The sequence below is a fragment of the Nostocoides sp. genome, assembly GCF_037045025.1.
Taxonomy (GTDB): Bacteria; Actinomycetota; Actinomycetes; order Actinomycetales; family Dermatophilaceae; genus Nostocoides_A.
Genome location: NZ_JBAOHM010000016.1, coordinates 318376 through 341230 on the forward strand (window position 1 = coordinate 318376; position 22855 = coordinate 341230).

Consider the following 22855-nt stretch of genomic DNA (forward strand, 5'->3'; position numbering starts at 1 on the left):
CAAACGCACAAAGTGCTGAGGGCCGTCCGTGTCGAGCCTCACGTCCGCTGCCGGAGGGCGGCTCGAAGGCGCACGGGATCCAATCTCCAGTAGTCGTGGACGGCGCCGTCGATCAGGATCACGGGGACCATCTCGCCGTAGCGGGATTCCAGTTCGGGGTGCTCATTGAGCGACACTTCCGACCAGGTCAAGCCGGTCTCGGCGACCACCTGACCCAGGACGGGACGCACCACGTCGCATAGGTGGCAGCCCGCGCGGGTCACCAGGACCACGGGGGTGTCCTCGGGAGGGCTCACGAGAAGGGCGAGCCGCGCCGCAGCAGCAGGGCGTAGAGCGTTTGTTGAATGGTCTCGCGCACTCGGTCGGTGAGGTCGAAGACGAGCACCGGATCCTCGGCGGCCTCGGGGCCGATCGATGTCGTATCGATGGGCGGCCCGAACTCGATAATCCACTTGCTGGGCAGCGGCACGGCGCCGAGCGGGCCGAGCCACGGGAAGGTCGGGGTGACCGGGAAGTAGGGCAGGTGCAATAGTCGCGCGAGCGGCGTGGCGTTGGCGAGGATCGGATAGATCTCCTCGGCTCCCACGATCGAGCACGGAATGATCGGCACACCGGTCCGCAAGGCCGTCGCCACGAAGCCGCCGCGTCCGAAGCGCTGCAGCTTGTAGCGCTCGCTGAAGGGCTTGCCGGTTCCCTTGAACCCTTCGGGCCAGACACCGACCAGGTGTCCGTCGGTGAGCAACCGCTCCGCGTCGGCGGTTGTGGCCAAGGTCGCACCGCCCTTGCGAGCGATGTCGCTAAGGAAGGGCGTGGCAAAGATCAGGTCGGCTCCGAGTTCACGCAGATGGCGGCCTTGCGGGTGGTGCTCGAAGATCGCCAGCTCGGTCATCAGCGAATCGATGGCGATGGTTCCGGAATGGTTGCCGACGACCAAGGCGCCGCCGGTGTCGGGTATGTTTTCGATTCCGCGCACCTCGACCCGGAACCACTTCTCGAAGAGCGGCCGCAACAAGGGATAGATGACGTGCTCGGTGAAGTCCGCGTCAAAGCCGAACTCGTCGACCGTGTAGTCACCGGTGAGTCGTCGTCGCAGGAAGGCCAGCCCCCCGGCGATCTTTTCTTCGGCTTCGGCGTCGGTGATGCCCAGCCGCTCGCTGAGCCGCCGCGCGAGGCCGGCCGCCCCGTCGGCGAGGTCACTGAGCAGCGGCAGCGGTGGGTGGTGCGCGTGGTGGGGCGCCTCGGCGGGGTCCGGATCAGGCACCACGTGCAGGCGGGGACGCGGCTTCGGCGGCTGGGACGTGGATTCTCGACGCCCGGCGCGCCCCACCCGATCAGGGCTTGTCTCCTGCTTCCCCTCGACCGGCGCGAGGGCCGGCTCGCCGGGGCCGACGGCGGTCTCGCCGGGAGTTCCGGGCAGAAGCGGCGTGGCTTTGCGGCGGGCGCGCTCCCCGGCGGCGCGGGCGGCGCCGGCGGCCACCGAGGGCGTGCGCTTGCCTTTGGGCGGCGTGGATGCGGTCATCACGACGACCTTCCGATGGAGGCGGGATCCTTGCTACCGGGAAGCAACCGCTCGGCGCGCTGGAGAATCTGCTCGACCCGGGCGCCGGCGGCATACGTTAGATCGGCGGCCCGGTCGAGGGGGCGGATGCCGGCGGCGACGAAGTCCTCGAACGCCTCCCGAGTGGTGTATTGGGGCTCGAAGCGCAACAGCGCGCGCATGGCATGCGTGTCCAGCCCGCGCCCGTAGACGAACAGGTCGAGCTGGTCGGGCGAGAAGTCGATGAGCCCGGAGCGCCGCAGCGCGAAGTTGAGCGGGCCCCGTGTCCCGGGGGGGACGGCCAGCACGGGCCGCCCGGCCAGGGCCACGGCCTGGGTCATCGTGATGATTCCGTCGCCGGCGACGTTGACGATCCCGGCGGGCGCCTCCATCGTGGCGGCCACCATCGCGGCTCCCACGTCGTCCTCGTGGATGAACTGCAGGCGCGCATCGAAGCCGAGCGGCATCGGGATGACCGGCAAGGAAAAGTAGTCGGTCATCGCCGTTCGCACCCGGGGACCGATGACATTGGCGAACCGGATCATCGTGATCCCGATGTCGGGGCGGCGCCGGGCCAGGCCGCGGACGTAGCCTTCGACCTCGACGGAGTCTTTGCCGAAGCCGGTCGACGGGAGCTTCTTGGCGGCCATGTCCTCCTGGAAGAGCGCGGGATCGCGGTTGGAGGACCCATAAACCCCGGCGGTGGACTTGACGACGAGGTGTTGGACGCTCGGGGCCTTCTGGCAGGCGGCCAGGAGCTGCATCGAGCCGATGACATTGATCTCTTTTTGGGTCGCCCGCCCGCCCGCGTGCAGCGGCGTGGCGATGACGCTCATGTGCACGACGGTGTCGACGGCGGCACTGGCGATGACTTTGCCGATCATCGGCGAGCGGATGTCGGCACGCACGAACTCGGTTCGGCCCACGGGGTGAGGCGGGGCCACCACGTCGACGCCGATGATCCGCTCGATGCTCTCTTGCTCGCAGAGCAGCCGGGCGAACACCCCGCCGAGGTGGCGGGAGACACCGGTGATCAGGACGACACTCGGCATGCGGCCCAAGCCCTCCTTCACCTCCGCCCAGGATCAACCGGGCGGGTGGGGTCGCTGTTACTTCTTGTTGCGGCGCTGGTGGCGCGTCTTGCGCAGCAGCTTGCGGTGCTTCTTCTTCGCCATCCGCTTGCGCCGCTTCTTGATAACAGAACCCATGGTGACCTTCGGTTGAAGTGAGACGGAACCGACACTGCAGCGGTGGGAACTGGCTGCAGGCCGAATGCTGAGCCTACTCGCCCTGAGGGGGCAGGCTCAAAGCAAGAGCGCGACGTCACTGACGCGGCTGGGACACCGCGACGCTGCCGCCGTGCCGCGAGCGGCTCAGGCGGTGTCGACGAAGGACTTGCTCAGGTAGGCGTGCACGGCGTCCTCGGGGACCCGAAAGCTGCGTCCGACTCGCACCGCGGGCAGATCGCCGCTGTGGACCATGCGGTAGACGGTCATTTTGGAGACCCGCATGATGGCCGCGACTTCGGCAACGGTGAGGAACTTGACCTCGGCGAGCTTCGGCTCAGGGGGCATTGAGACCACGTTCCTTCCACGGACGGGGGCCCGGGCCACTCCCGGGCGCATGCGCGACGATCCTGGGGCAACCTTAGAGGCACATGTGACACGTGTGGAAGCCGTCGCCCACCCAACGAGTATCAATTTGGCTTCACTGTCCAGCCGACACGCCGAGCGCCCGCGACGAAGAGCACGTTTTGCCGACGATTTGGTGAGACGGGGGTGCGACGAAGGAGCACACCAGACGAGCCGAGGAGGAGCCAAAACAAGAGTCACAGTGGAGGCCGCGACGAAGGAGCGCGTTTTCGCGACGATGACCGGAGTGGAGGCCGCGACGAAGGAGCGGGCACCACGACGGGAGGAGGAGCGAAAACAAATGTGCCAGCCGCGACGATGACCGGAGTGGAGGCCGCGACGAAGGAGCGGGCACCACGACGGGAGGAGGAGCGAAAACAAATGTGCCAGCCGCGACGATGACCGGAGTGGAGGCCGCGACGAAGGAGCGGGCACCACGACGGGAGGAGGAGCGAAAACAAATGTGCCAGCCGCGACGATGACCGGAGTGGAGGCCGCGACGAAGGAGCGGGCACCACGACGGGAGGAGGAGCGAAAACAAATGTGCCAGCCGCGACGATGACCGGAGTGGAGGCCGCGACGAAGGAGCGGGCACCACGACGAGAGGAGGAGCGAAAACAAATGTGCCAGCCGCGACGATGACCGGAGTGGAGGCCGCGACGAAGGAGCGCGTTTTCGCGACGATGACCGGAGTGGAGGCCGCGACGAAGGAGCGGGCACCACGACGGGAGGAGGAGCGAAAACAAAAGTATTCAGTCGTACCAGACGTCGAGGCCGAAGAAGCCGAAGACGGCTTCGCGGGTGGCCATGATCGCGCGGTCGACTTCGCTGTGCGGGTTGTAACCCATCTCCCAGGGTTGAACCCAGATGCCGCCTTCGGCGGGGTCGAGGTCCCCCATCCGGTCGGGGGTGCCTCGACCGAAGGTGGTTTCGACGTGGTCGCGCCAGGATTGCGGGAGGGGCTCGGTGACCGCGATGGGCTGGTGGGCGGCGATGGCGCTCAGGTGGGTCCAGGAGCGGGGGACGACGTTGACGAGTTCGTAGCCGCCGCCGCCGAGGGCGACCCAGCGGCCGTCGCAGATGTCGTGGGCAAGCTCGTGGACCATTGTCATGGCGTCGCGCTGGGCGTCGATGGAGAGCATCATGTGGGCGAGCGGGTCTTGGGCGTGGGTGTCGCAGCCGTGCTGGGTGACGAGGACTTGGGGGCGGAAGGCGCGCACGACCGGCAGGATTCCGGCGCGGACGGCCCGCAGCCAGGCGGAGTCGCGGGCGCCGGGGGGCATGGCGACGTTGAGGACCGACCCGAGGCCGGGGCCGACGCCAACGTCGCGGGGCCAGCCGGTGCCGGGGAAGAGGACGCGGCCGTTCTCGTGAATGGAGCAGGTGAGCACGCGCGGTTCGGTTTCGAAGATCTTCTCGACGCCGTCGCCGTGGTGGACGTCGAGGTCGATGTAGGCGACGCGTTCGACGCCGGCGTCGAGCAGCCATTGGATGCCGACGGCGATGTCGTTGTAGATGCAGAACCCGGAGGCGCGGTCGGGCATCGAGTGGTGCATTCCCCCGCAGAAGTTGACGCCGTGAGCGATCTCACCTTGGTGGACTTGGCGGCAGACCTCGACGGTGCCGGCGACGATGCGTGCCGCCGCTTCGTGCATCCCGTGGAATGCGGGGTCGTCTTCGGTGCCGAGCCCGGCGCTCTCATCGGCGTTTCGGGGATTGTCGGAGGCGGCCTTGACCTTGGCGATGTAGTCGCGATCGTGCACGGTTGCGAGCAGATCGTCGTCTGCCACATCGGGGTTGATAGCTTCGACGTGGTCGAACAGCCCGTATTCCGCGCATAGTCGCGCGGTCAGGTCCAGGCGGATGGGGTTCATCGGGTGGCCGGGACCGAAGTTGTATGCGGTGAAGGACGGATCCCAGACCAAGCGCGCCTGTGCGACCATGCTTGGCACGCTACCGGCAATCGGGTTCTTCCGTCGCGGGGGCGCCCAGATGGATAGGAGGTCAGGTGGCCAAGCGGCACGATGTGTTGGTGATCGGGCTGGGCCGGTTCGGTGGCGCCGCTGCTGTGGAGTTGAACCGGCTTGGGCATCACGTTTTCGCGATCGAGAAGGATCAGCGGATCGCGGAGTCCTTCCTCGGGCGGGTGACCAAGGTGTTGCAGGCCGACGCGAGCCATCCCGGGGTGTTGGAGGAATCCAAGGCTGAGCAGTTCCCGACGGCGATCGTCAGCATTGGCTCCTCGGTGGAGTCCTCGGTGTTGACGGCGGCCAATCTGGTCGATCTCGGCGTGCCGTCGGTGTGGGCCAAGGCGCTCTCCCCGGAGCACGCCCGGATTCTCGGGCGGATCGGCGTCCACCACGTGATCCTTCCCGAGGCGGAGACCGGTCGGCGGGTGGCGCACCTGGTTGGTGGCAGTCTGTTGGACTACATCGAGTTCGACGACGGGTTCGCGATCGTGAAGATGAATCCTCCGCAGGAGACGATCGGGTTCACGCTGGCGCAAAGCAATGTGCGCCGCAAGTATGGCGTCACGATCATCGGGGTGAAGTCGCCCGGCCGTGACTTCATCCATGCGCAAGAGGACACCAAGGTAACGTCCTACGACACGCTGATCGTCAGCGGCCCGACCACCCTGATCGAGCGGTTCGCCGCGCGCCCCTGACGGTGCGTCCGGGTCACCAGGTGCTGCCCCGGTCGCCGGCGAGCGGGAGAACCATGGCGATCTCCTCCTCCTCGCCGTCTTGGCCCTGGACGCGCATCGGGCGGCGGCTGCCGGTGGGCCGGAAGCCGAAGCTGGAGGCGAAGGCGACGGCGCGGCCGTTGTCGGTGCTCACCCAGTAGGCCAGGCGCTCGAAGCCTTGCTCGGCGGCCTCCTCGGCTCCGCGGCGCACTAGCGTGGCGGCGACGGATTTGCCGCGCCACGCGGGCTCGACCCATAGCCCGAACAGTTCCCCGGTCTCGGCGTCATCGGCGAGTTGACCCAGGCTGGCGACGCCCACGGCCTGCCGGTCGGCCTCGGCATACAGTCGCCGGGCCCGGCGCAGCCGCAGCCGCCAGAAGTCTTCGTCGTAGTCCTCCTCCTGGGCCGTCGTCGCGACGAAGGCCTCGGGGGAGTCGGTGAGCGCGGCGAGGCGGATGTCCCGGAACAGCTGCCACTCGTCCTCGCTGAGCGCCCGCACTGTGATCTCGGTCATGCGGGTCATCGTGCCATGGCGGCGGCGAGTTCGGCAGAACGTTCGGCAGCGGCGGCGAGTGCGGACACGAAGGCCGCCCGCACGGCCTCGGCGTCGAGCACGCGCAAGGCGGCCGCGGTCGTCCCTGCGGGAGAGGTGACCTGTTCGCGCAGCAGCGTCGGGTGTTCATCGGTCTCGCGGAGCATGGCGGCGGCACCATACAGCGTCTGGACGGCGAGTTGGCGGGCGGTCGCGCGGGGCAGCCCGAGGACGACTCCGGCCTCGATCAGGGCGTCCGCGACATAGAAGAGGTAGGCGGGGCCGGACCCGGAGAGCGCGGTGACCGCGTCTTGCTGCTTCTCGGGCACCTCGACGACCTGGCCGCAGGCGCTGAGCAGGTCCATCGCCGCGGCGACCTGATCGTCGGTGACGGCTGCACCCCGGCTGAGCGCAGCCATGCCCTCGCCGATGAGCGCCGGGGTGTTGGGCATGACCCGCACGACGGGGGTCCCGGCGGGCAGCCGCTGCTCGATCGCTGTCGTCGGTATGCCGGCGGCGAGGCTGACGACGACGGCTCCGTCGCGCAGCTGCCCACCGAGTTGCTCGGCGAGCGCGGGGAGGTCGGCGGGCTTGACGACCAACAGGACGGCCTCCGCCGCCCGGACCGCGCCCACCTCGGACGCGGTCGCCACGCCGTATCGCTGGGCCAGTTCGGCGGCCCGCTCCGGGCGTTGCTCGACGACGATAACGTCGGCGGGCTCGCGGCCGCTGCGGACGAGTCCGGCGATCACCGCCTCCCCCATGGCCCCGCCACCGATCACCGCGACCGTCATCCGCTGCTCCTCATCCTCGTTTTGCCAGCGCGCGGGCCAACTGCCAGACGCCGGTATGCCGTTCGGCCAGACGCCCGGCAAGGTAGTCGTGCCATTCTCGCCCCCAGGGAATCCAGACGCGCAGCTGGTGGCCGCGGTCGGCGATGCGGCGCTGCTCCTCGACGCGGACGCCGTAGGGCAGCTCGAACTCGAAGGTCTCGTTCGGCCGACCAAGTTGCCGGGCGAGCGCCGCGGTGATCTCGATCAGCCGGAGGTCTGCGGTGGCAAAGATCGGGTAGCAGTCGCGGGTCAGCAGCTCCCGGACACAGCGCACATAGGCTCGGTCGACGGTTCCGCCACGTCGATAGCCACCTTCGGCACCGGCGAGCTCGCCACGAAGCAGCCGAAGCCGCGCTCCTGGCTGGGATAGCCGCCGGACATCGCGGACGGTGCGCTGCAGGTCCGCCCGGACGGTGACCCCGAGATGGGGGTCGGCGTTGGCCGCCGCGGCCAGGTCGAGCGCAGCCGCGGCGCGAGCGGGGTCGTCGAGGTCGAGGCTGACGGTGGTGTCGGCTTCGGCCGCGGCGCGGACCAGTCGGCGCAGTCGCTCGCCGGCTGCGGTGGCCCCGGCCTCGAGGCCGAGCCCGAGCTGGGCCGGACGCACGGTGATCTCGGCTCGGCCGTGCGCGGCAAGTCCGCTCTCGCGAAGCCGGCTCAGGGCATCGGCATAGGCGGCGACGATCGCGTCGCTCTCGGCACCGGAGTGCGGGGCGGGCGCGAGATAGGCCAGCGCGGCCGACCGGTTGGTCAGCCGCAGCTCGGCCGCGGCGGCGACGGCGGCGGTCGCGTCGGACCCGGCAACATACCGCTGGACGAGGAAGCGGCCGCTCTCGCTCGCTTCGAGGTAGTAGGCGACGCGCTCGGCCGCGGTGAGGCGCCGGACGGCGGTGCGCCAACGCCGCGACGGGACCATGGTCGAGAATCTAGTCACCCTCGCGGTGGCCGGCGAGCGATGTTATATTTCATCATATGATGAATAGGGGTGCAGCGGTCGTCGCCCGATCGCTGCGAGTCGTTCGGGGCGACGTCGCGGTCCTTCCCGACTTGAGCGTCAGCGTGCCTGCGGGTCAGGTCGTCGGCCTTCTCGGGCCGAGCGGCAGCGGCAAGTCCACGTTCATGCGCGCGGTTGTCGGTGTCCAGATCGTCGCGGGCGGCGAGCTGACCGTCCTCGGCGAGCCGGCCGGATCTCCCGGCCTGCGGCATCGCGTCGGTTATGTCACCCAGAGCCCGAGCGTGTATGCCGACCTCGACGTGCGCCAGAATGTCGCCTACTTCGGGGCTGTCTTCGGCGCCAGCCCCGACGCCGTCGACAAGGCCATCGCCGCCGTCGATCTCCTCCCCCAGGCCGGGCAGTCGGTCGCCACGCTGTCCGGCGGCCAACGCTCCCGCGTCAGCCTCGCCGCTGCCCTGGTGGCCAGCCCCGAACTGCTCGTCCTCGACGAACCTACGGTCGGGCTCGACCCGGTCCTGCGCCGGGACCTGTGGGACCTCTTCCACCGGCTCGCCGCCGGCGGCACCTCGCTGCTGGTCTCTAGCCATGTGATGGACGAAGCCACCCGCTGCGATCGGCTACTGTTGCTGCGCGACGGTCGACTGATCGCGGACACGACACCGGCACAGTTGTTGGAGCGCACCGGAGCTGCGGACGCCGAAGCCGCCTTCCTCGCCCTCATCGACGCCCAGGCACGCTCATGAACCCGCGGCGAATGCTCGTGACGGCCGCCCGCGTGCTGCGCCAGATCCGCGCTGACCACCGCACCGTGGCCCTGCTCCTCGTCGTGCCCTGCGTGCTGATCGGCCTGCTCGCCTGGACCTTCGCCGACACCCCGATGATCTTTGACCGGATCGGCCCAGCGCTGCTCGGCGTCTTCCCGTTCGTCGTCATGTTCGTCGTCACCAGCATCGCCACCTTGCGGGAGCGCGCGAGCGGCACTCTGGAGCGGCTGCTTGCCAGCCCGCTGGCCAAGGCGGACTTCATGGTCGGGTATGCCGTCGCGTTCGGCGTGATGGCGATCTTGCAGGCCGTCGTTGCCACCGCCTTCGCTGTCTGGGTCTGCGGGCTCGACATCGCCGGCCCGCTGTGGCTGCTCCTGATCATCGCGGTGCTCGACGCCGTCCTGGGAACCGCCTTGGGCCTGCTCGCGAGCGCCTTCGCCCACACCGAGTTCCAGGCGGTGCAGTTCATGCCGGCCTTTGTGCTGCCGCAGTTCCTCCTCTGCGGGCTGATCGTGCCGCGGGAGCAGTTGCCGACGGTGCTGTCGGTCGCCTCCGATGCCCTGCCGCTGTCGTATGCCGTGGACGCCATGACCGCCGTCGCCACCCTCACCGACCCGCTCGGTGACGCCGGCCCGGATCTGCTGGTGATCGCCGCCTGGGTCCTCGCCGCGTTGTTCCTCGGCTCACTCACCCTGCGCCGGCGCACGCCCTAATCGTCCGGCCCGCGTAAGTTGTCGCCGACCAGATAGCGCTGCAAGGTGGGTCCGAGTTCGGCGACCAGGTCCTCGGCACTGGCCTCCACGATGGCCGGGTAGCCGACCACGTAACGCAGCGTCGCCATCCCAATCATCTGCGCCGCGGCGAGTCCCCCGCGCAGGTCGGCTTCGCGGGCGGTGCGCTCCTGCCCGCCGGCGGCACGCGCGACCCGGCCGAAGATTTCGGCGGCGAGGAACTCCCGGATCATCCGCGCGGCATCGTCGTGGGTCATCGCCGAGCGGAACAGGCCGAGGAAGCGCACCTTGCCGTCCGGGGAATCCCAAATGGTGAAGAAGGCCCGGGCCATCGTCATGCCGAGCCGGTCGCGAGGCGTTGCCAGAATGCCGGTGATGATGGCCTCGGGGTCGATCGGGATGGCAATCACCTCCGCAAACAACTGCTGCTTGCCCTGGAAGTAGTGGTGGATCAGCGCCGGATCGACCCCGGCCCGGCGGGCGATCCCGCGCAACGACGTGGCGCCATACCCTCGCTCGGCGAACTCCGCGCGCGCGGCCGCGACAATCTCGGCGCGGGTGTCGGCGCCCGCCGGGCGACGGCCCCGCGGGCTCACCGGATCAGCCTGCTGGCAAAGTGCAGCCGGGCGAACGCCAGCGCTTCGGACAAGTCGATTTCGCGGTCGTTCGGTGAGAGTCGGCGGGTGCCGACCTCGAGAACGACATCCCCGGTGTAGCCGGAGACCGACAGCGCCTCGAGGACCTCCCCGCACGGCTGGCTGCCCCGCCCGGGAACCAGGTGCTCGTCGCGGGCCGTCCCCGAGCCGTCGGCCAGGTGCAGGTGACGCAACCGTGACCCCAACTGACGCATCATGTCCAGGCCGTCAATGCCCGCCGTCGCCGTGTGCGACAGATCGAGCGTGACGTGGTCATAGTCCTGCCCGAGCGGATCCCAGTGCGGCAGATAGGCGAGGACTTCGCGCCCGCGCGCCCGCCACGGGAACATGTTCTCGACGGCGATGGCGATGCCGGATGTCCGCTCTCGTTCCCGAACCCCGTCGACGAAATCGCGGGCGTAGTCCTTTTGCCACCGAAAGGGCGGATGGACGACAACGGTGCTCGCGCCGACTTCGCCAGCCAGTTCAAGGGAGCGGTCGACCTTGGTCCACGGGTCCGGGCCCCAAATGCGCTGGGTGAGCAGCAGGGTCGGTGCGTGCACCGAGACGATCGGCTGACCGTGCAAGTCGGCGAGCGCGCGCAACGCCCCGGCCTCTTGGCTGACTGGGTCGGTCCAGACCATCACCTCGATCCCGTCGTAGCCGAGGCGGGAGGCGATTCCGAAGGCGGTGGCCGTCGACTCGGGATAGACCGAGGCGGTGGACAGGGCGACCCGCCCGCCCGGGATGGCGACCGCGTCCGGGGGTCGGCGAGCGCGCGTGCGTCGTCGTCGCGGGCCCGCCATGTCGGCCAGGATAGTCAGCCCGCGTCGTCGGCCAGGGCCTCCAGCCGGCGCAGGATCAATCCCTCCCGCAGCGCCCACGGGCAGATCTCCAGGGTCTCGATCCGCAGCAGGTCCATGGCCGCCTCGGCGACGAGCGCGCCCCCGAGCACCTGTGGGGCCCGGGCGACCGAGACGCCGGGCTGCTTGGCGCGTTCGCCGACCGACATCTTCGCCAGCTTGGTGACCAGGTCGGCCAAATCGTCCCGGTGCAGCTCGCGGACGACATGGGGACCCTCGCTGCTCGGCGCGGCGCCCCCGAGCCGGGCCAACGAGCGAAACGTCTTGGACGCCCCGACTGCGCGGTCGGGGGCACCGAGCCGCACGAGCGGGCGCACCTCGGAGGCCAACCGGGCGCGGATCTGTTTGCGGGCCTCCTTGACGACCGCCGGCTTGGGCGGGTCGCCGGGCAGCAGATCGCGGGTGACGCGCCCGGCGCCAAGGGGCACCGAAATCGCGACATCGGGCTCCTCGTCCATGCCGTAGGCCATCTCGAGGGAGCCGCCGCCGATGTCGACGAGCAGCAGGGTGCCGGCCGACCAGCCATACCACCGCCTGGCCGCGAGGAAGGTCAGCCGGGCTTCGTCGCTGCCCGAGAGAACCCGGACATGGACTCCGCTGGCCGTCCCGACCGTGTCGAGGACCTCCTGGCCGTTGGCGGCCTCCCGGATCGCGCTCGTGGCGAAGGCGACGAGTTCCTCGGCGCCCTGCTCCTCGGCGAGTTCACGGGCCCGCTCGGTGAACGAGACCAGGGTTTTGATCCCGGGATCATCGATACAGCCGTCGTCGCGAAGGTGCTCCGAGAGACGCAGTTCGATGCGGTCGGAGGCGGCGGGAAGCGGCCGCGCGCCGGGGTGCGCGTCGATGATCAGCAGGTGGACCGTGTTCGATCCGATATCGATGACGCCCAGACGCATGCCGAACAGCCTAGGAGACGCTCGGGCATGCGATGCGCGGGCGGTGGAGTCTGCTTACAGTGTGCGCGTGCCCGAGACCCCCCTGGAGATCCCCCGCGTGTGGGTCGAGTTCGATGACCCGGCTGACGCCAACCAGCGTTTCCGGTGTGACCTGACCTGGCTTACGTCGTCGTGGATGTGCATCTTCGGCTCCGGCTGCCAGGGGATCTACGCCGACCGTCCGGATGACGGTTGTTGCACGCTCGGCGCCCACTTCACCGACCGGGCCGACGTGCGCCGAGTGGCCGCCGCGGTTGCCAACCTGACTCCGGCCGAGTGGGAAAAGCATCCGGGGTCAACGGCGCTGCATCGCTGGACCGGCAAGGACGGACGCACGACGACGACCAAGGTGGTCGGCGGTGCCTGCATCTTCCTCAATCGGCCCGACTTCCCGGGCGGCGGCGGCTGCGCCTTGCACGGGCACGCGGTCCATCACGGTCTCGCGCCGCATACCGTCAAGCCCGATGTGTGCTGGCAGTTGCCGATCCGGCGTGCCTACCGGACGGTCACTCTCCCGGACGAGACGTCCTATCTGGAGATCACGCTCACCGAGTACGACCGGCGGGGCTGGGGGCCCGGGGGTCATGATCTCGATTGGTACTGCTCGGGAAACCCGGAGGCACACATCGGTCGCGAGCCGCTCTTTCGCAGCTGCCACGCCGAGCTGACCGAGCTGATGGGCGCGGGGGCGTATGCCGAGTTGGTGATCCGGTGCGAAGCGCATCTGCTCGCCGTCAAGGCGTTGCGCGCGCGGGGAGCACGCACCCTGTTGCCCCTGATGGTTCACCCCGCGACGCTGGCCGCCAAGGCGCCGCGCCGAACGGCCGCTCGACCGGCCCGCAAGCGGTGAGCCGGGCCGCAGCAGCGCACGGCGGCATCCGGCCCAGCCCCAACATCTGGGACCATCCGCACGTTTATGAGCAGGAGAACCTCGCCTTCGATCGCGGCCAACAGATCGAGGTGGCGATCGGCGAGTTGCATCCGTATGCCGCTGCCCTCGTCCTCGACATCGGCTGCGGGACCGGCTTCCACCTGCCGCGCTTCGCCGATCGGGGCGCCCGCGTGATCGGGGTGGAGCCGCATCCGCCGCTGGCGGTCATGGCTCGGGAGCGGCTGGCGGCCCGCGGCCTCGGGCTGGCGGCAGCGGTTCTCGTGGCACCCGCGCAGGCGCTTCCGCTCCCCGACTCGAGCGTGGACATCGCACACGCCAGATGGGCGTACTTCTTCGGGCCCGGATGCGAGGCCGGGCTGACCCAGGTGGCCCGGGTCCTGCGCCCAGGCGGGCTGGCGGTTGTTGTCGACAATGACGCGACCAGATCGACGTTCGGAGCCTGGTTCGCGCGATTCCACCCGACCTACGACCCGATCGCAGTGGCCCGGTTCTGGCGCCGGGCCGGCTTCTCCCAGCGGTCGTTGACCCTGGCCTGGGAGGCAGCCGACCGCGCGGAGTTCGAGTCGCTGGTCCGCATCGAGTTCGAGCCCGACGCCGCCGACCTGATCCTCGCCGAGCACCACGGGACGAGCGTCGACTACGCGGTAAACCTCTGGTATCGGCAGTATTGACGCTCGCTGCCGCTTGCCAGCGTCGGGGTGTCCTGCAACAAGTGAGGTATACCGCACCCCCTGCAGGACAGCGGAAGACGACTGTCGGTGGTCGTCCCTAGGGTCGCGGTTATGGCGACGGCAAGGAACCAGCGGGCGGCATACCGCTGCACGGAGTGCGGGTGGAGCGCGGCCAAGTGGGTGGGCCGGTGCACCCAGTGCCAGGCGTGGGGCACCATGGGCGAAGCGGGCGCGACGGGCGCGCGCACGCAGGCTCGAGCCGTGCGCCGGCCGGCGGTGCCGATCGGCGACGTCGATCCGAGCCGGGCGAGCGCCCAGTCAACCGGGGTGGGCGAGTTCGACCGGGTGTTGGGCGGCGGGCTGGTCGCCGGGTCGGTGGTGCTCGTGGCGGGCGAGCCGGGCATCGGGAAGTCGACGCTGTTGCTCGATGTCGCGGCGCGCGCGGCGCGGTCGGGCGCGCGCGTGCTGTATGTCAGCGGGGAGGAGTCGGCGGCGCAGGTCTGCTCCCGGGCCGAGCGGATCGCGGCGGTGGCCGATCGGCTCTACCTCGCCGCCGAGACCGATCTCGCCGAGGTCCTCGGGCAGATCGAGGCGCTGAGCCCGGACCTGGTCGTGGTCGATTCGGTGCAGACCATTGCCAGCGCCGAGGTCGAGGGGGCGGCCGGCAATGTCAGCCAGGTGCGTGAGGTCGCCGCCGCGCTCATCGCGCAAGCCAAGGCTCGGGATCTCGCCATGCTCCTGGTGGGTCACGTCACCAAGGAGGGATCGATCGCCGGCCCGAGGCTGCTCGAGCACCTGGTGGACGTCGTCGTGACCTTCGAAGGCGAGCGGCATTCGCGGCTGCGCCTGGTGCGAGCCGTCAAGAACCGGTTCGGTCCCACCGATGAGGTCGGCTGCTTCGACCTGGGCGATGACGGTCTGGTCGGCCTGCCCGACCCGAGCGCGCTCTTCCGCTCGGGGCAGGGCGGGCAGGTCGCCGGCACGGCGTTGACGGTCACGCTGGAGGGGCGGCGCCCGCTGGTTGCCGAAGTGCAGGCGCTGGTGGCGCCGAGCGCGTTGCCCACCCCGAGGCGGACCAGCCACGGGCTGGACAGTTCGCGGGTTGCCCTGCTCCTCGCCGTGCTCGAGCGGCGGGCAGCAGTCTCGGCCGGCAAGGCCGACGTCTTTGTCTCGACCGTCGGCGGCGTCCGGCTGCGGGAGCCGGCCACCGACATGGCCCTTGCCGTGGCGGTGGCGAGCGCGATCGCCGACCTGCCCCTCGATCCGGGGACCGTCGTCATCGGTGAGATTGGCCTGGCCGGCGAGGCCCGGCCCGTTCCGGGGATCCCCCGCCGGCTGGCCGAAGCCGCCCGGCTGGGCTTTTCCCGGGCCGTCGTGCCGGCGTTGTCGGTCGGTAGCGGCCCGGTGCCCGACACCTTGGAGGTCGTCGAGGTCGCCGATGTCGCCGGCGCACTCCGGGCCACGATCGGCGCGGGCCGGCGGCCGCGCCGGCGAGTCAGCCGGTTGCTGCGCCGAAAGCGCCGACGGCGCGGCTACCCCCGCAATCGCCCCGGCTGCGGGGCTTGCCGGGGGGACGTTCTACGGCTCGGTGACCTGAATCACCCGGTTGCCGGTGACATTGCTCAGCTTTTGGACCTTGCCGCTCGGCCACTTGACCGTGACCTGGCTCGCTGTCCGGTTGGAGCCGAGACCGAAGTGCAGCCGCTGGTCGTCCTGCGACCAGTAGCGGTGCATGCCGCCGTTCTGCTCCCGCAACTGGGTGACGCCACCGGCGGTGACATAGACCTGGGCACCGATGCCGTCCCGGTTGGACCGGGTGCCGCGCAAATTGATCTCCAGCCAGCTGTTGCTGTTGCCCCGGTTCCGATAGAGCTGGGAAAGGGCCTGACTGTAGGTCAGGTAGATATCGATGAAGCCGTCGCCGTCGTAGTCGGCGGCCGACGCCGAGTCCGGCCAGCCGGTCAGTCGACCGGTGGCTCCGCCGGCCGAGCCGTCGGCTTCGAAGGTCCCGTTGCCGCGGTTCCACAGGATGAAGTTGGGCAGGTCGCCGCCGCCCCGGTTGAGCGCGCCGCCGTGGCCGGCGTCGGCGAAGATGTCGACGTCCATGTCGTTGTCGAAATCGGCGGCGATCGCGCTCGGCCGGCACGAGCGGTGGTTCTTGTTGATGTCGGCCAGCGCCGTGCCGCTGACCCGGACCATGCCGCCGGCCTTGTTGAGGTAGAGATCGTGGCCATAGGGATGGGACGCCGACAGCCAGGAGTTGCAGAAGAAGATGTCTGGGCGCAAGTCCCGGTCGTAGTCAGCGACGGCGAGATCGGACAGCGAGCCGCGGAAGCTCCTCGGGGTCGCGTCGCGGAAGGTGGCGCCGCGGGTGTCGATGATGTTCACGCGCGTCTTGAACGGCGCGGCCGGCGCCGAGAGCCGATCGCCCTGGTAGAGGAGTTCGAGCCGACCGTCGCGGTTGATGTCGGACGCCCAGCCACCGACCGTTTGGGTGGGACGGAAGTTCACCTGGTCGCGGACATCGGTGAACTTCGTCCCGGTGCCCCGGAACATCGTGGGCGGCCCGAGGCCGTCATCGCGCTTCTTGGCGCCCTGGAACATGTCGAGGTGACCGTCGTTGTTGTAGTCGATCCACAGCGGCGTGCGCCCGCGCGACTCCCGGTACTCGATGCCGTAGTCCTTGGCGTGATTGACCAGCTTGCCCCCGATGTTCAGGTAGAGCTGGTTGGGCGCACCGCCCTTGCCCTCCTGGGCGCCGACCAGGACCAGCAGGTCCGGCTTGCCGTTCTCGTCGACGTCGCCCCACGCGGCACCATGCTGGTCACCCCAATACTTGCCGGGGACGTTGTTGGGCCGGACCATCACCTTGCTGGTGGCATTGGTGAACTTGCCGCCGCCGACGTTCTTGAACAGCACCGGCGTGTCGTAGTGGTTGCCGACGAACAGGTCCGGTCGCCCGTCGCCGTCGAAGTCGCGCCAGGCGCTGCCGCTGGCCAGCCCCCCGGGCAAGTTCGACCGGGTCCCGACCCCCGCGGTGTTGGTCACATCGCTGAAGGACACAGGCGCCGAGGCGCTCGCCGCGGCTTCGCGGGTGGACCCGCCGGCAACGGCAGTCTGGGCGGACCCGTTGACGCCGACGCACGCGACGAGCACTGCGCCGGCAGCGGCGCCATGAACACGCTTCATGATTTTCCCCTCTTCCCGGAATCGGTGACAGGTTGAGCGCCCCATCCCGATGAACCAGCGTACGACCGACCGAGACCGGAAGCGTCAGTGGGGCGAGACTTCCAGGATCTGCAACTCCGCCGCGAGGGGAACGTTAGAGACGGACGTCACCTCAGTGCTGAGCGCATTGGCCGATCTCGACGGCGTGAACCGCTGGACCCGCCGGCTGCTCCCCCACTCGATGGTGGCGGTCGCCGGCGCCGGGTTGAGCCGCTTGCGAGACTTGGGCTCGTAAACGGAGCACTGGCTGCGCCACAGGAACAACAGCGAGCGGCCGTCTCCGCGGTTAACGAGGGCCGAGCGCAGGTCCGAGGGCCCGCCACGGAAGCTGAACTGCAGGGGGTCCGGCCGGCCGGTGGTGCGGTATTGGCGGCTAACGATCGTGCGCAAGTTGGCCAACGCGTCGAAGACCGGTTTGCGCGAGAAGTTCGCCCGAACCAGGCCGAAGTGCGCCTCCCGCGAGTTCCGCGCGCCGACCTCGTCGATGAGTTCATACAGCGAGAGCTTGGGCACATTCCGGATGAAGTACTCGAGCAACAGCCGCGGCGCGTAGAGGCCGGCGACGTCTTCGGGGGTGTAGTAGTGCGGACCGTGCCAGTCCTTGGCGTTGTGCCAGCCGGTCTCGGTGACGATGATCGGCTTGCTGCCGGACACGATCCGCTGTTGCCGGAGCGTGTCATCGGTGCGATAACCCGGAACATATCCGCCGGTGTAGAGGTGGATATTCCCCCAGTCCATGATCGAGGCGCGGTTGCCCAGCTCGGAGAAGCCCTTGCGCATGCCCAGCGCCGGCCCGGCGACCTTGAGGCCGCGCGTACCGGAGTTGTTCTGCACCGCTTTCCACAAGCGGGTCTGATACGAGACGACCTCCGAGACCCAGTTGGAACCGCCCTGCAGATTCCACTCGTTGGGGCCCTCCAGGCTCATCATCTTGCCGCGCAAGGACGAGCCCACCATGGCGACCAACGCCTCGGGACTGTCCTTGCCTCCAGGGATGTCGATGAGGCCGTTGATCTTGATTCCGCTGGAGCCGATTTGATTGAGCCACGACAGCTGGTTGCGGTTGCCGGTGTGGATCCGGGTGCGGATCCAGGTGGCGCCGATGGCCTTCAGGGCGCGCAGAATCTCGTCGTGCTGCCCGTAGGCGCCCTTGCCGGTCGAGGTGATCAGGTAGGCGCCAAGCATATTCGTCAGGTCGCTCAGCGAGCGGCCCTGGGAGGTGTAGGTCGCGCCCATCTCGACCGGCCGAAGCTGACCGGCGAGCGCGGGCGCCGCGAAGGCCGCGGCGGCAGAGAGCGAGGTGCGCCTGCTGATTCCCCCAAGCGATTGGGGGTCGATCTCGGCGGGATCGAAGAGGGACGGTTGCGAGTCGAAGTCGCCAAAAATAGGCGAACCGGACATAGCGGGGGACCTTCCGGCGTGACGGCCGCGGCTCGGGGGTGCCGCGGGCCTGGTAGTCGCGCACGGGCCGAGCCCGTCAACGCGACAAGCAGTATGAATACCTATTCCGAGCAGTGTCAAACCAAGGCGCAGGCTCACCGCCGCTGAAATCCCTCGATTCGGCGGGGGCCAGAAGGCGCCCGGTTAGACTTGCGGCTGTCAAAAGCGCTGGTCACCCGGCGTCCGCCTGGCCGGCGTATTCGCCGGCGAAGACCGAAGGATTTCGAGCGTGCCGCAACCGGGCGAGGACGAGCAATTCCGCGCGACACTCGCCGCTGTCGCCCCGGGAACCGAGCTGCGCGATGGGCTCGAGCGCATCCTGCGCGGCAACACCGGGGCCCTAATCGTCCTCGGCCACGACCGCCGCGTGGACGCCTTGTGCACCGGAGGTTTCCCGCTTGATGTCGACTTCTCGGCGACTCGGCTGCGCGAATTGGCCAAGATGGATGGCGCGATCGTCGTCAACGACGACATCACCAAGATTGTGCGGGCGGCTACTCACTTGGTGCCTGACCCCTCGATCGAGACGAGTGAGTCCGGCACCCGACACCGGACCGCGGAGCGAGTGGCCAAACAGACGGGCGTGCCGGTCGTGTCGGTCAGCCAGTCGATGCGCATCGTCGCCCTCTATGTCGCCGGACGGCGGCACGTGTTGGAGGGCTCGAGCGCAATCCTCAACTACGCCAACCAGGCGTTGCAGACCTTGGAGCGCTACAAGGCGCGGCTGGACGAGGTCACCGGCACCTTGTCGGCACTGGAGATCGAGGATCTGGTCAGCGTCCGCGATGTCGCGACCGTGTTGCAGCGCATGGAGATGGTCCGGCGGATCAGTTCCGAAGTCAATGGTTACGTCGTGGAACTCGGCATCGACGGCCGGCTTCTCACCCTTCAGCTGCACGAACTCACCGCGGGGGTGGCCGACGACCTGGACTGGGTGGTCCGCGACTACCTCCCCGATGACGAGGACCGGGAGGAGGCGGTGGCACGCGTCGTTGCGGGACTAAGCGGCCTGGACGCCTCCGAACTGCTCGACCCGGTCGCCAGCGCCCGCGTGCTCGGACTGGTCGGCTCGGCGGAGGGTCTCGATGTGAGCATCTCCCCGCGTGGCTATCGCATCCTCAGCAGGGTGCCGCGACTGCCCGGCGCGGTCTTCGAACGCCTCGTGGACCACTTCGGCACGCTCCAGCGGCTGCTGGCTGCTTCTGGGGACGAACTGCAATTGGTCGACGGCGTTGGCGAGGGCCGGGCCCGCCTCATTCGCGAGGGGCTGACCCGATTGGCCGAGTCGAGCATCCTCGAGCGATACGTGTGACGGGCGCGCATCCGGAGGCCGCGGATAGCGCGCAGCGGGCAGCCGTTCAGCAGCGCGTGCTCGGCTGGTATGCCGCACACGGCCGCGACCTGCCGTGGCGCCGGGCCGACGCGACGCCGTGGGGCATCTATGTCAGCGAGATCATGGCCCAGCAGACGCCGATTGCCCGGATCGTCGGCCCGTGGGCGGCGTGGTTAGACCGCTGGCCGACCCCCACCGCCCAGGCGGGCGCCAGCCCGGCCGACGTGATCCGCGCGTGGGGGCGTCTCGGCTATCCGCGGCGGGCGGTCAACCTCCTCGCCGCGTCCCAGATCATGGTCCGCGACCACGGCGGTGAGGTGCCGCGCGAGCCCGACCTGTTGCTCGCCCTCCCGGGCGTGGGCGACTACACGGCCGCCGCAGTCGCCTCCTTCGCGTATGCCGTGGCCACCCCCGTCGTCGACACCAACGTCCGGCGGGTGCTGGCCCGGATTGCCGGCGGACAGGCGCAGGCGGGCCCGGGACCGACCCGAGCCGAGCGGGAACTCGCGAGCGTCTGGATGCCGGCGGACCCCGCGGACGGCAACCGCTGGAACACCGCGGCCATGGAGTTGGGCGCCTTGGTGTGCACGGCCCGGACCCCGGACTGCGGACGCTGTCCCGTCAGCGACTGGTGCGCGTGGGTAGGCGCCGGCCGGCCGCCATACGAGGGACGACCCCCCCGCGGCCAGGGCTATGCCGGGACCGACCGGCAGGTTCGCGGGATGATCCTGGAGCGTGCTCGGCACACCCCCGACGGCATCGACCCGGGCGCCCTCGGCGCGATCGCGCCCCACGCTCGCCTGGAGAGATGTTTGCGCGCTCTCGTTGCGGATGGCCTCCTGATCCGCAGCGAGGACGGCTACGATCTGCCGCGGTGACCCGATCGCGGCGGATGATTTGTCGGTCGGGCAACCGAATCGACCCGCCGGGCGTCAGTTCGGTGACCGGGGCCGAGCTTAGGCGCTCGTCCTCCGGCCGGATTCCCCGGTCAGGAATGGAAGGACGACAGGCCCCCAATGGCCAGGCACGCCCAGAGCAAACAGGTGCGAGTGCACCAGTCCCGTGCGCTGCGGCGGGCCCTCGGCCTGACCCTGCTGAGCACAATCGTGCCGGGCGCCGGCTTGCTGTGGACCCGGCTGCGTGCGTTCGGGATCGTGTTGGTGGCCACCTGCCTCGGGCTGCTCGGCTACCTGGGCATGCGCGTCTACCGGCACGGCCTGGTCGGGTCCGCCCTCTCCCTCGGCCTGTCGACCCAGGCGCTCCGGATCGTGCTCGTCGCCGTGATCGCCGGTGCAGCCGTCTGGATCCTCGCGATTCTGCTCACCGCCATCAGTGCGCGTCCTCGACCGGCGAGCCGAGACGACCGCCTGGCCACCACCTTGATGGCCATCATCTGCTCGCTGGCGGTGGCCGCCCCCAGCGCCTGGGGGGCTCGCACGGTCGCGCTCCAACGAGACGTCGTCACCACGATCTTCGGCCATGACGCCCCCGGCAGCAGCGGGACCGGCGCGGTGCCCCAGGTCGGGGAGGACGATCCCTGGGTCAACATCCGCCGCGTCAATGTGCTGTTGGTCGGCTCCGACGCGGGCACCGACCGGGTCGGCGTGCGTCCCGACTCGATGATGGTCGCCTCGATCAACACCCGCACGGGAGACACCGTGCTCATCGGCGTGCCCCGCAACCTTGAGAACGCGCCCATCCCCGCGACCAATCCCTTGCACACGGTCTTCCCGGACGGCTACAACTGCGGCGATCAATGCCTGATCAACGGGGTGTGGACCCTTGCCCACGACCGGCCCGACCTCTTCCCCGGTGACCCGAATCCCGGGCTGACAACCACGCGGGATGTTGTCGGCGCGGTCGTCGGCCTGCCGATCAACCATACGGTCGTCATCGATCTGTCCGGCTTTTCGGCGCTCGTCAACGCGATGGGCGGGGTGACGATCAACGTCAAGGAGCGGGTCTGCATCGGTTGCAAGGCTCTCTCGGACGGCACGATCGTCGGGACGACCGGCTATATCGAGCCCGGCGTGCAACACCTCGATGGCTACCATGCCCTCTGGTATGCGCGCTCGCGCGCTGAGTCCGACGACTTCTCCCGGATGCGGCGCCAGCGGTGCGTTGTCGGCGCCCTGCTCGACCAGGTCTCCCCCGCCACTATGCTGCGCCGCTATCCGGCGCTCGCCGAGGTGCTGAAGGACCACGTGGCAATCGACATCAGCCAGCAACAGCTGCCGGCCTGGGTGCCGCTCATCGAGCGCGTCCAGCAGGACGGCACCCTGCGCAGCCTGCCGCTGACCAACAAGGTCATCGACGTCATCGACCCGGACTATGACAAGATCCGGGCGCTCGTCGCCAACGCAATCAGCGACAACCCGACGCCGGTGTCCACCTCGTCCTCGACACCATCGACGCCTTCCGACTCCGGCAGCACCAGCCCCGGCTCGTCGAGTTCCTCGACGTCGAACGACGAGCTGACCACCCTGGCCGCCGCCTGTTGAGTCGCCGAGTCGCTCTGGCAGCGTCGGGGTCCGCGGGCGAGGGGTGACTGCTTGAGCTAGAAGAAGATGTTGAGGATCAACACGACGATCAGGCCGACGACCGAGATGACGGTCTCCATGACCGACCAGGACTTGATCGTCTGCCCGACTGTCATGCCGAAGTATTCCTTGACCAGCCAGAAGCCGGCATCGTTGACGTGGCTAAAGAACAGCGACCCGGCGCCGATTGCCAGCACGAGCAGGGCGAGGCCGGGCTTGTCCATGCCAGCCGCGAGCGGCGAGACGATGCCAGCCGCGGTGATCGTCGCCACCGTCGCCGACCCGGTGGCCAAGCGGATACCAACAGCGACGAGCCAGCCGAGGATCAGCGGGCTCATGCCGGAGCCCTCGGCCATTTCGCCGACGACGTCGCCGACGCCGGCATCGACGAGCATCTGCTTGAAGCCGCCGCCGGCCGCCACGATGAGCAGGATGCCCGCGATCCCCGGCAGGGCCGAGCCGACGGTCTTTTCGATCTGGTTCTTCTTCATCCCGGTGCCGATAGCCGAGGCAGCGCCATCGACAAGAGCACGGCGAGCAGCAACGCGACCGGTGGGTTGCCGAGGAACTCCAGGAACGAGCGGACCCCGGTGCCTTCATCGAGGGTGAGTTCGGCGACCGCGCGGGCGAGCATGAGCACCACCGGCAAGGTGAT

General features: G+C 69.3%; 24 protein-coding genes and 1 pseudogene. 9 read left to right on the forward strand and 16 right to left on the reverse strand.

The window, feature by feature from the left end; translation table 11 throughout:
- Positions 1 to 38: 38 nt before the first annotated feature.
- The 6 genes from V9G19_RS24055 to V9G19_RS24080 form a co-directional block, all read right to left on the reverse strand.
- Positions 39 to 272 carry a glutaredoxin family protein gene (locus V9G19_RS24055; protein ID WP_462287916.1) on the reverse strand — a complete coding sequence of 78 codons (234 nt, stop codon included), beginning with the start codon at positions 270 to 272 and terminating at the stop codon, positions 39 to 41.
- 20 nt (positions 273 to 292) lie between these two features.
- Complete coding sequence (locus tag V9G19_RS24060; RefSeq protein ID WP_462287917.1) at positions 293 to 1519, reverse strand: lysophospholipid acyltransferase family protein; 1227 nt, start codon at positions 1517 to 1519, stop codon at positions 293 to 295.
- The gene (locus tag V9G19_RS24065; protein ID WP_462287918.1) at positions 1519 to 2589 is read right to left on the reverse strand and encodes an NAD-dependent epimerase/dehydratase family protein; all 1071 of its coding nucleotides are present in this window, start codon (positions 2587 to 2589) and stop codon (positions 1519 to 1521) included. Before V9G19_RS24065 ends, V9G19_RS24060 begins: the two co-directional genes overlap by 1 nt.
- A 57-nt stretch (positions 2590 to 2646) precedes the next feature.
- Complete coding sequence (locus tag V9G19_RS24070; protein ID WP_003792170.1) at positions 2647 to 2745, reverse strand: 30S ribosomal protein bS22; 99 nt, start codon at positions 2743 to 2745, stop codon at positions 2647 to 2649.
- Between the two features lie 165 nt (positions 2746 to 2910).
- On the reverse strand, positions 2911 to 3111 hold the full coding sequence (locus tag V9G19_RS24075; protein ID WP_462287919.1) for a helix-turn-helix domain-containing protein: 201 nt from the start codon (positions 3109 to 3111) through the stop codon (positions 2911 to 2913).
- An 809-nt stretch (positions 3112 to 3920) separates the two neighbouring features.
- Positions 3921 to 5111, reverse strand: coding sequence for an acetoin utilization protein AcuC (locus V9G19_RS24080; RefSeq protein ID WP_462287920.1), 1191 nt, complete (start codon positions 5109 to 5111; stop codon positions 3921 to 3923).
- 65 nt (positions 5112 to 5176) lie between these two features.
- Here V9G19_RS24080 and V9G19_RS24085 point away from each other — a divergent pair, with 65 nt between their 5' ends.
- Positions 5177 to 5833: a potassium channel family protein gene (locus tag V9G19_RS24085; protein WP_462287921.1), complete on the forward strand. Its 657-nt coding sequence runs from the start codon at positions 5177 to 5179 to the stop codon at positions 5831 to 5833.
- Between the two features lie 13 nt (positions 5834 to 5846).
- On the opposite strand, the gene V9G19_RS24090 is transcribed toward V9G19_RS24085, so the two are convergent.
- The 3 genes from V9G19_RS24090 to V9G19_RS24100 are packed head-to-tail and all read right to left on the reverse strand — an operon-like array spanning position 5847 to position 8129.
- Complete coding sequence (locus tag V9G19_RS24090; RefSeq protein WP_462287922.1) at positions 5847 to 6365, reverse strand: N-acetyltransferase family protein; 519 nt, start codon at positions 6363 to 6365, stop codon at positions 5847 to 5849.
- Positions 6366 to 6370: 5 nt separating this feature from the next.
- Positions 6371 to 7177, reverse strand: a complete 807-nt coding sequence (gene proC, locus V9G19_RS24095; protein WP_462287923.1) for a pyrroline-5-carboxylate reductase — start codon at positions 7175 to 7177, stop codon at positions 6371 to 6373.
- Between the two features lie 10 nt (positions 7178 to 7187).
- On the reverse strand, positions 7188 to 8129 hold the full coding sequence (locus V9G19_RS24100; RefSeq protein ID WP_462287924.1) for a proline dehydrogenase family protein: 942 nt from the start codon (positions 8127 to 8129) through the stop codon (positions 7188 to 7190).
- A 59-nt stretch (positions 8130 to 8188) separates the two neighbouring features.
- On the opposite strand from V9G19_RS24100, the gene V9G19_RS24105 reads away from it, so the two are divergent.
- Both V9G19_RS24105 and V9G19_RS24110 read left to right on the forward strand, forming a co-directional pair.
- Positions 8189 to 8911 carry an ABC transporter ATP-binding protein gene (locus V9G19_RS24105; protein WP_462288110.1) on the forward strand — a complete coding sequence of 241 codons (723 nt, stop codon included), beginning with the start codon at positions 8189 to 8191 and terminating at the stop codon, positions 8909 to 8911.
- Entirely contained in the window at positions 8908 to 9645 is a 738-nt protein-coding gene (locus tag V9G19_RS24110) for an ABC transporter permease (protein ID WP_462287925.1), read from the forward strand. The genes V9G19_RS24105 and V9G19_RS24110 overlap by 4 nt, the downstream gene beginning before the upstream one ends.
- Here V9G19_RS24110 and V9G19_RS24115 read toward each other — a convergent pair.
- Genes V9G19_RS24115 through V9G19_RS24125 form a run of 3 tightly spaced genes read right to left on the reverse strand, consistent with a single transcriptional unit; the run spans position 9642 to position 12057 of the window.
- Positions 9642 to 10259: a TetR/AcrR family transcriptional regulator gene (locus V9G19_RS24115; protein WP_462287926.1), complete on the reverse strand. Its 618-nt coding sequence runs from the start codon at positions 10257 to 10259 to the stop codon at positions 9642 to 9644. The genes V9G19_RS24110 and V9G19_RS24115 overlap by 4 nt on opposite strands.
- Positions 10256 to 11104 (reverse strand): sugar phosphate isomerase/epimerase family protein, encoded by an 849-nt coding sequence (locus V9G19_RS24120; RefSeq protein ID WP_462287927.1) that lies wholly within the window; start codon positions 11102 to 11104, stop codon positions 10256 to 10258. The genes V9G19_RS24115 and V9G19_RS24120 overlap by 4 nt, the downstream gene beginning before the upstream one ends.
- A 14-nt stretch (positions 11105 to 11118) precedes the next feature.
- Positions 11119 to 12057, reverse strand: a complete 939-nt coding sequence (locus tag V9G19_RS24125) for a Ppx/GppA family phosphatase (RefSeq protein WP_462287928.1) — start codon at positions 12055 to 12057, stop codon at positions 11119 to 11121.
- A gap of 67 nt (positions 12058 to 12124) precedes the next feature.
- Between V9G19_RS24125 and V9G19_RS24130 the strand changes: the two genes are divergently transcribed.
- The 3 genes and pseudogenes from V9G19_RS24130 to radA all read left to right on the forward strand — a co-directional run.
- Entirely contained in the window at positions 12125 to 12946 is an 822-nt protein-coding gene (locus V9G19_RS24130; RefSeq protein WP_462287929.1) for a hypothetical protein, read from the forward strand.
- Positions 12943 to 13659, forward strand: coding sequence for a class I SAM-dependent methyltransferase (locus V9G19_RS24135; RefSeq protein ID WP_462287930.1), 717 nt, complete (start codon positions 12943 to 12945; stop codon positions 13657 to 13659). The genes V9G19_RS24130 and V9G19_RS24135 overlap by 4 nt, the downstream gene beginning before the upstream one ends.
- A 111-nt stretch (positions 13660 to 13770) precedes the next feature.
- Positions 13771 to 15120 (forward strand): annotated as a pseudogene (gene radA, locus V9G19_RS24140) (DNA repair protein RadA); the annotation flags it as partial.
- Between the two features lie 117 nt (positions 15121 to 15237).
- On the opposite strand, the gene V9G19_RS24145 reads toward radA, so the two are convergent.
- Together V9G19_RS24145 and V9G19_RS24150 are read right to left on the reverse strand one after the other, a co-directional pair.
- Positions 15238 to 16848, reverse strand: coding sequence for a CRTAC1 family protein (locus V9G19_RS24145; protein WP_462287931.1), 1611 nt, complete (start codon positions 16846 to 16848; stop codon positions 15238 to 15240).
- An 84-nt stretch (positions 16849 to 16932) separates the two neighbouring features.
- Positions 16933 to 18288 carry a hypothetical protein gene (locus V9G19_RS24150; protein WP_462287932.1) on the reverse strand — a complete coding sequence of 452 codons (1356 nt, stop codon included), beginning with the start codon at positions 18286 to 18288 and terminating at the stop codon, positions 16933 to 16935.
- A gap of 268 nt (positions 18289 to 18556) precedes the next feature.
- Between V9G19_RS24150 and disA the strand changes: the two genes are divergently transcribed.
- From disA to V9G19_RS24165, 3 genes are all read left to right on the forward strand, one after another.
- On the forward strand, positions 18557 to 19639 hold the full coding sequence (disA, locus tag V9G19_RS24155; protein WP_462287933.1) for a DNA integrity scanning diadenylate cyclase DisA: 1083 nt from the start codon (positions 18557 to 18559) through the stop codon (positions 19637 to 19639).
- Positions 19636 to 20538 (forward strand): HhH-GPD family protein, encoded by a 903-nt coding sequence (locus tag V9G19_RS24160; protein WP_462287934.1) that lies wholly within the window; start codon positions 19636 to 19638, stop codon positions 20536 to 20538. Before disA ends, V9G19_RS24160 begins: the two co-directional genes overlap by 4 nt.
- Positions 20539 to 20676: 138 nt before the next feature.
- Positions 20677 to 22161: an LCP family protein gene (locus V9G19_RS24165; protein WP_462287935.1), complete on the forward strand. Its 1485-nt coding sequence runs from the start codon at positions 20677 to 20679 to the stop codon at positions 22159 to 22161.
- Between the two features lie 56 nt (positions 22162 to 22217).
- On the opposite strand, the gene V9G19_RS24170 is transcribed toward V9G19_RS24165, so the two are convergent.
- Together V9G19_RS24170 and V9G19_RS24175 are read right to left on the reverse strand one after the other, a co-directional pair.
- Positions 22218 to 22691 carry a GntT/GntP/DsdX family permease gene (locus tag V9G19_RS24170; RefSeq protein WP_462287936.1) on the reverse strand — a complete coding sequence of 158 codons (474 nt, stop codon included), beginning with the start codon at positions 22689 to 22691 and terminating at the stop codon, positions 22218 to 22220.
- Entirely contained in the window at positions 22688 to 22834 is a 147-nt protein-coding gene (locus tag V9G19_RS24175) for a GntT/GntP/DsdX family permease (RefSeq protein ID WP_462288111.1), read from the reverse strand. The genes V9G19_RS24170 and V9G19_RS24175 overlap by 4 nt, the downstream gene beginning before the upstream one ends.
- Positions 22835 to 22855: the final 21 nt, after the last annotated feature.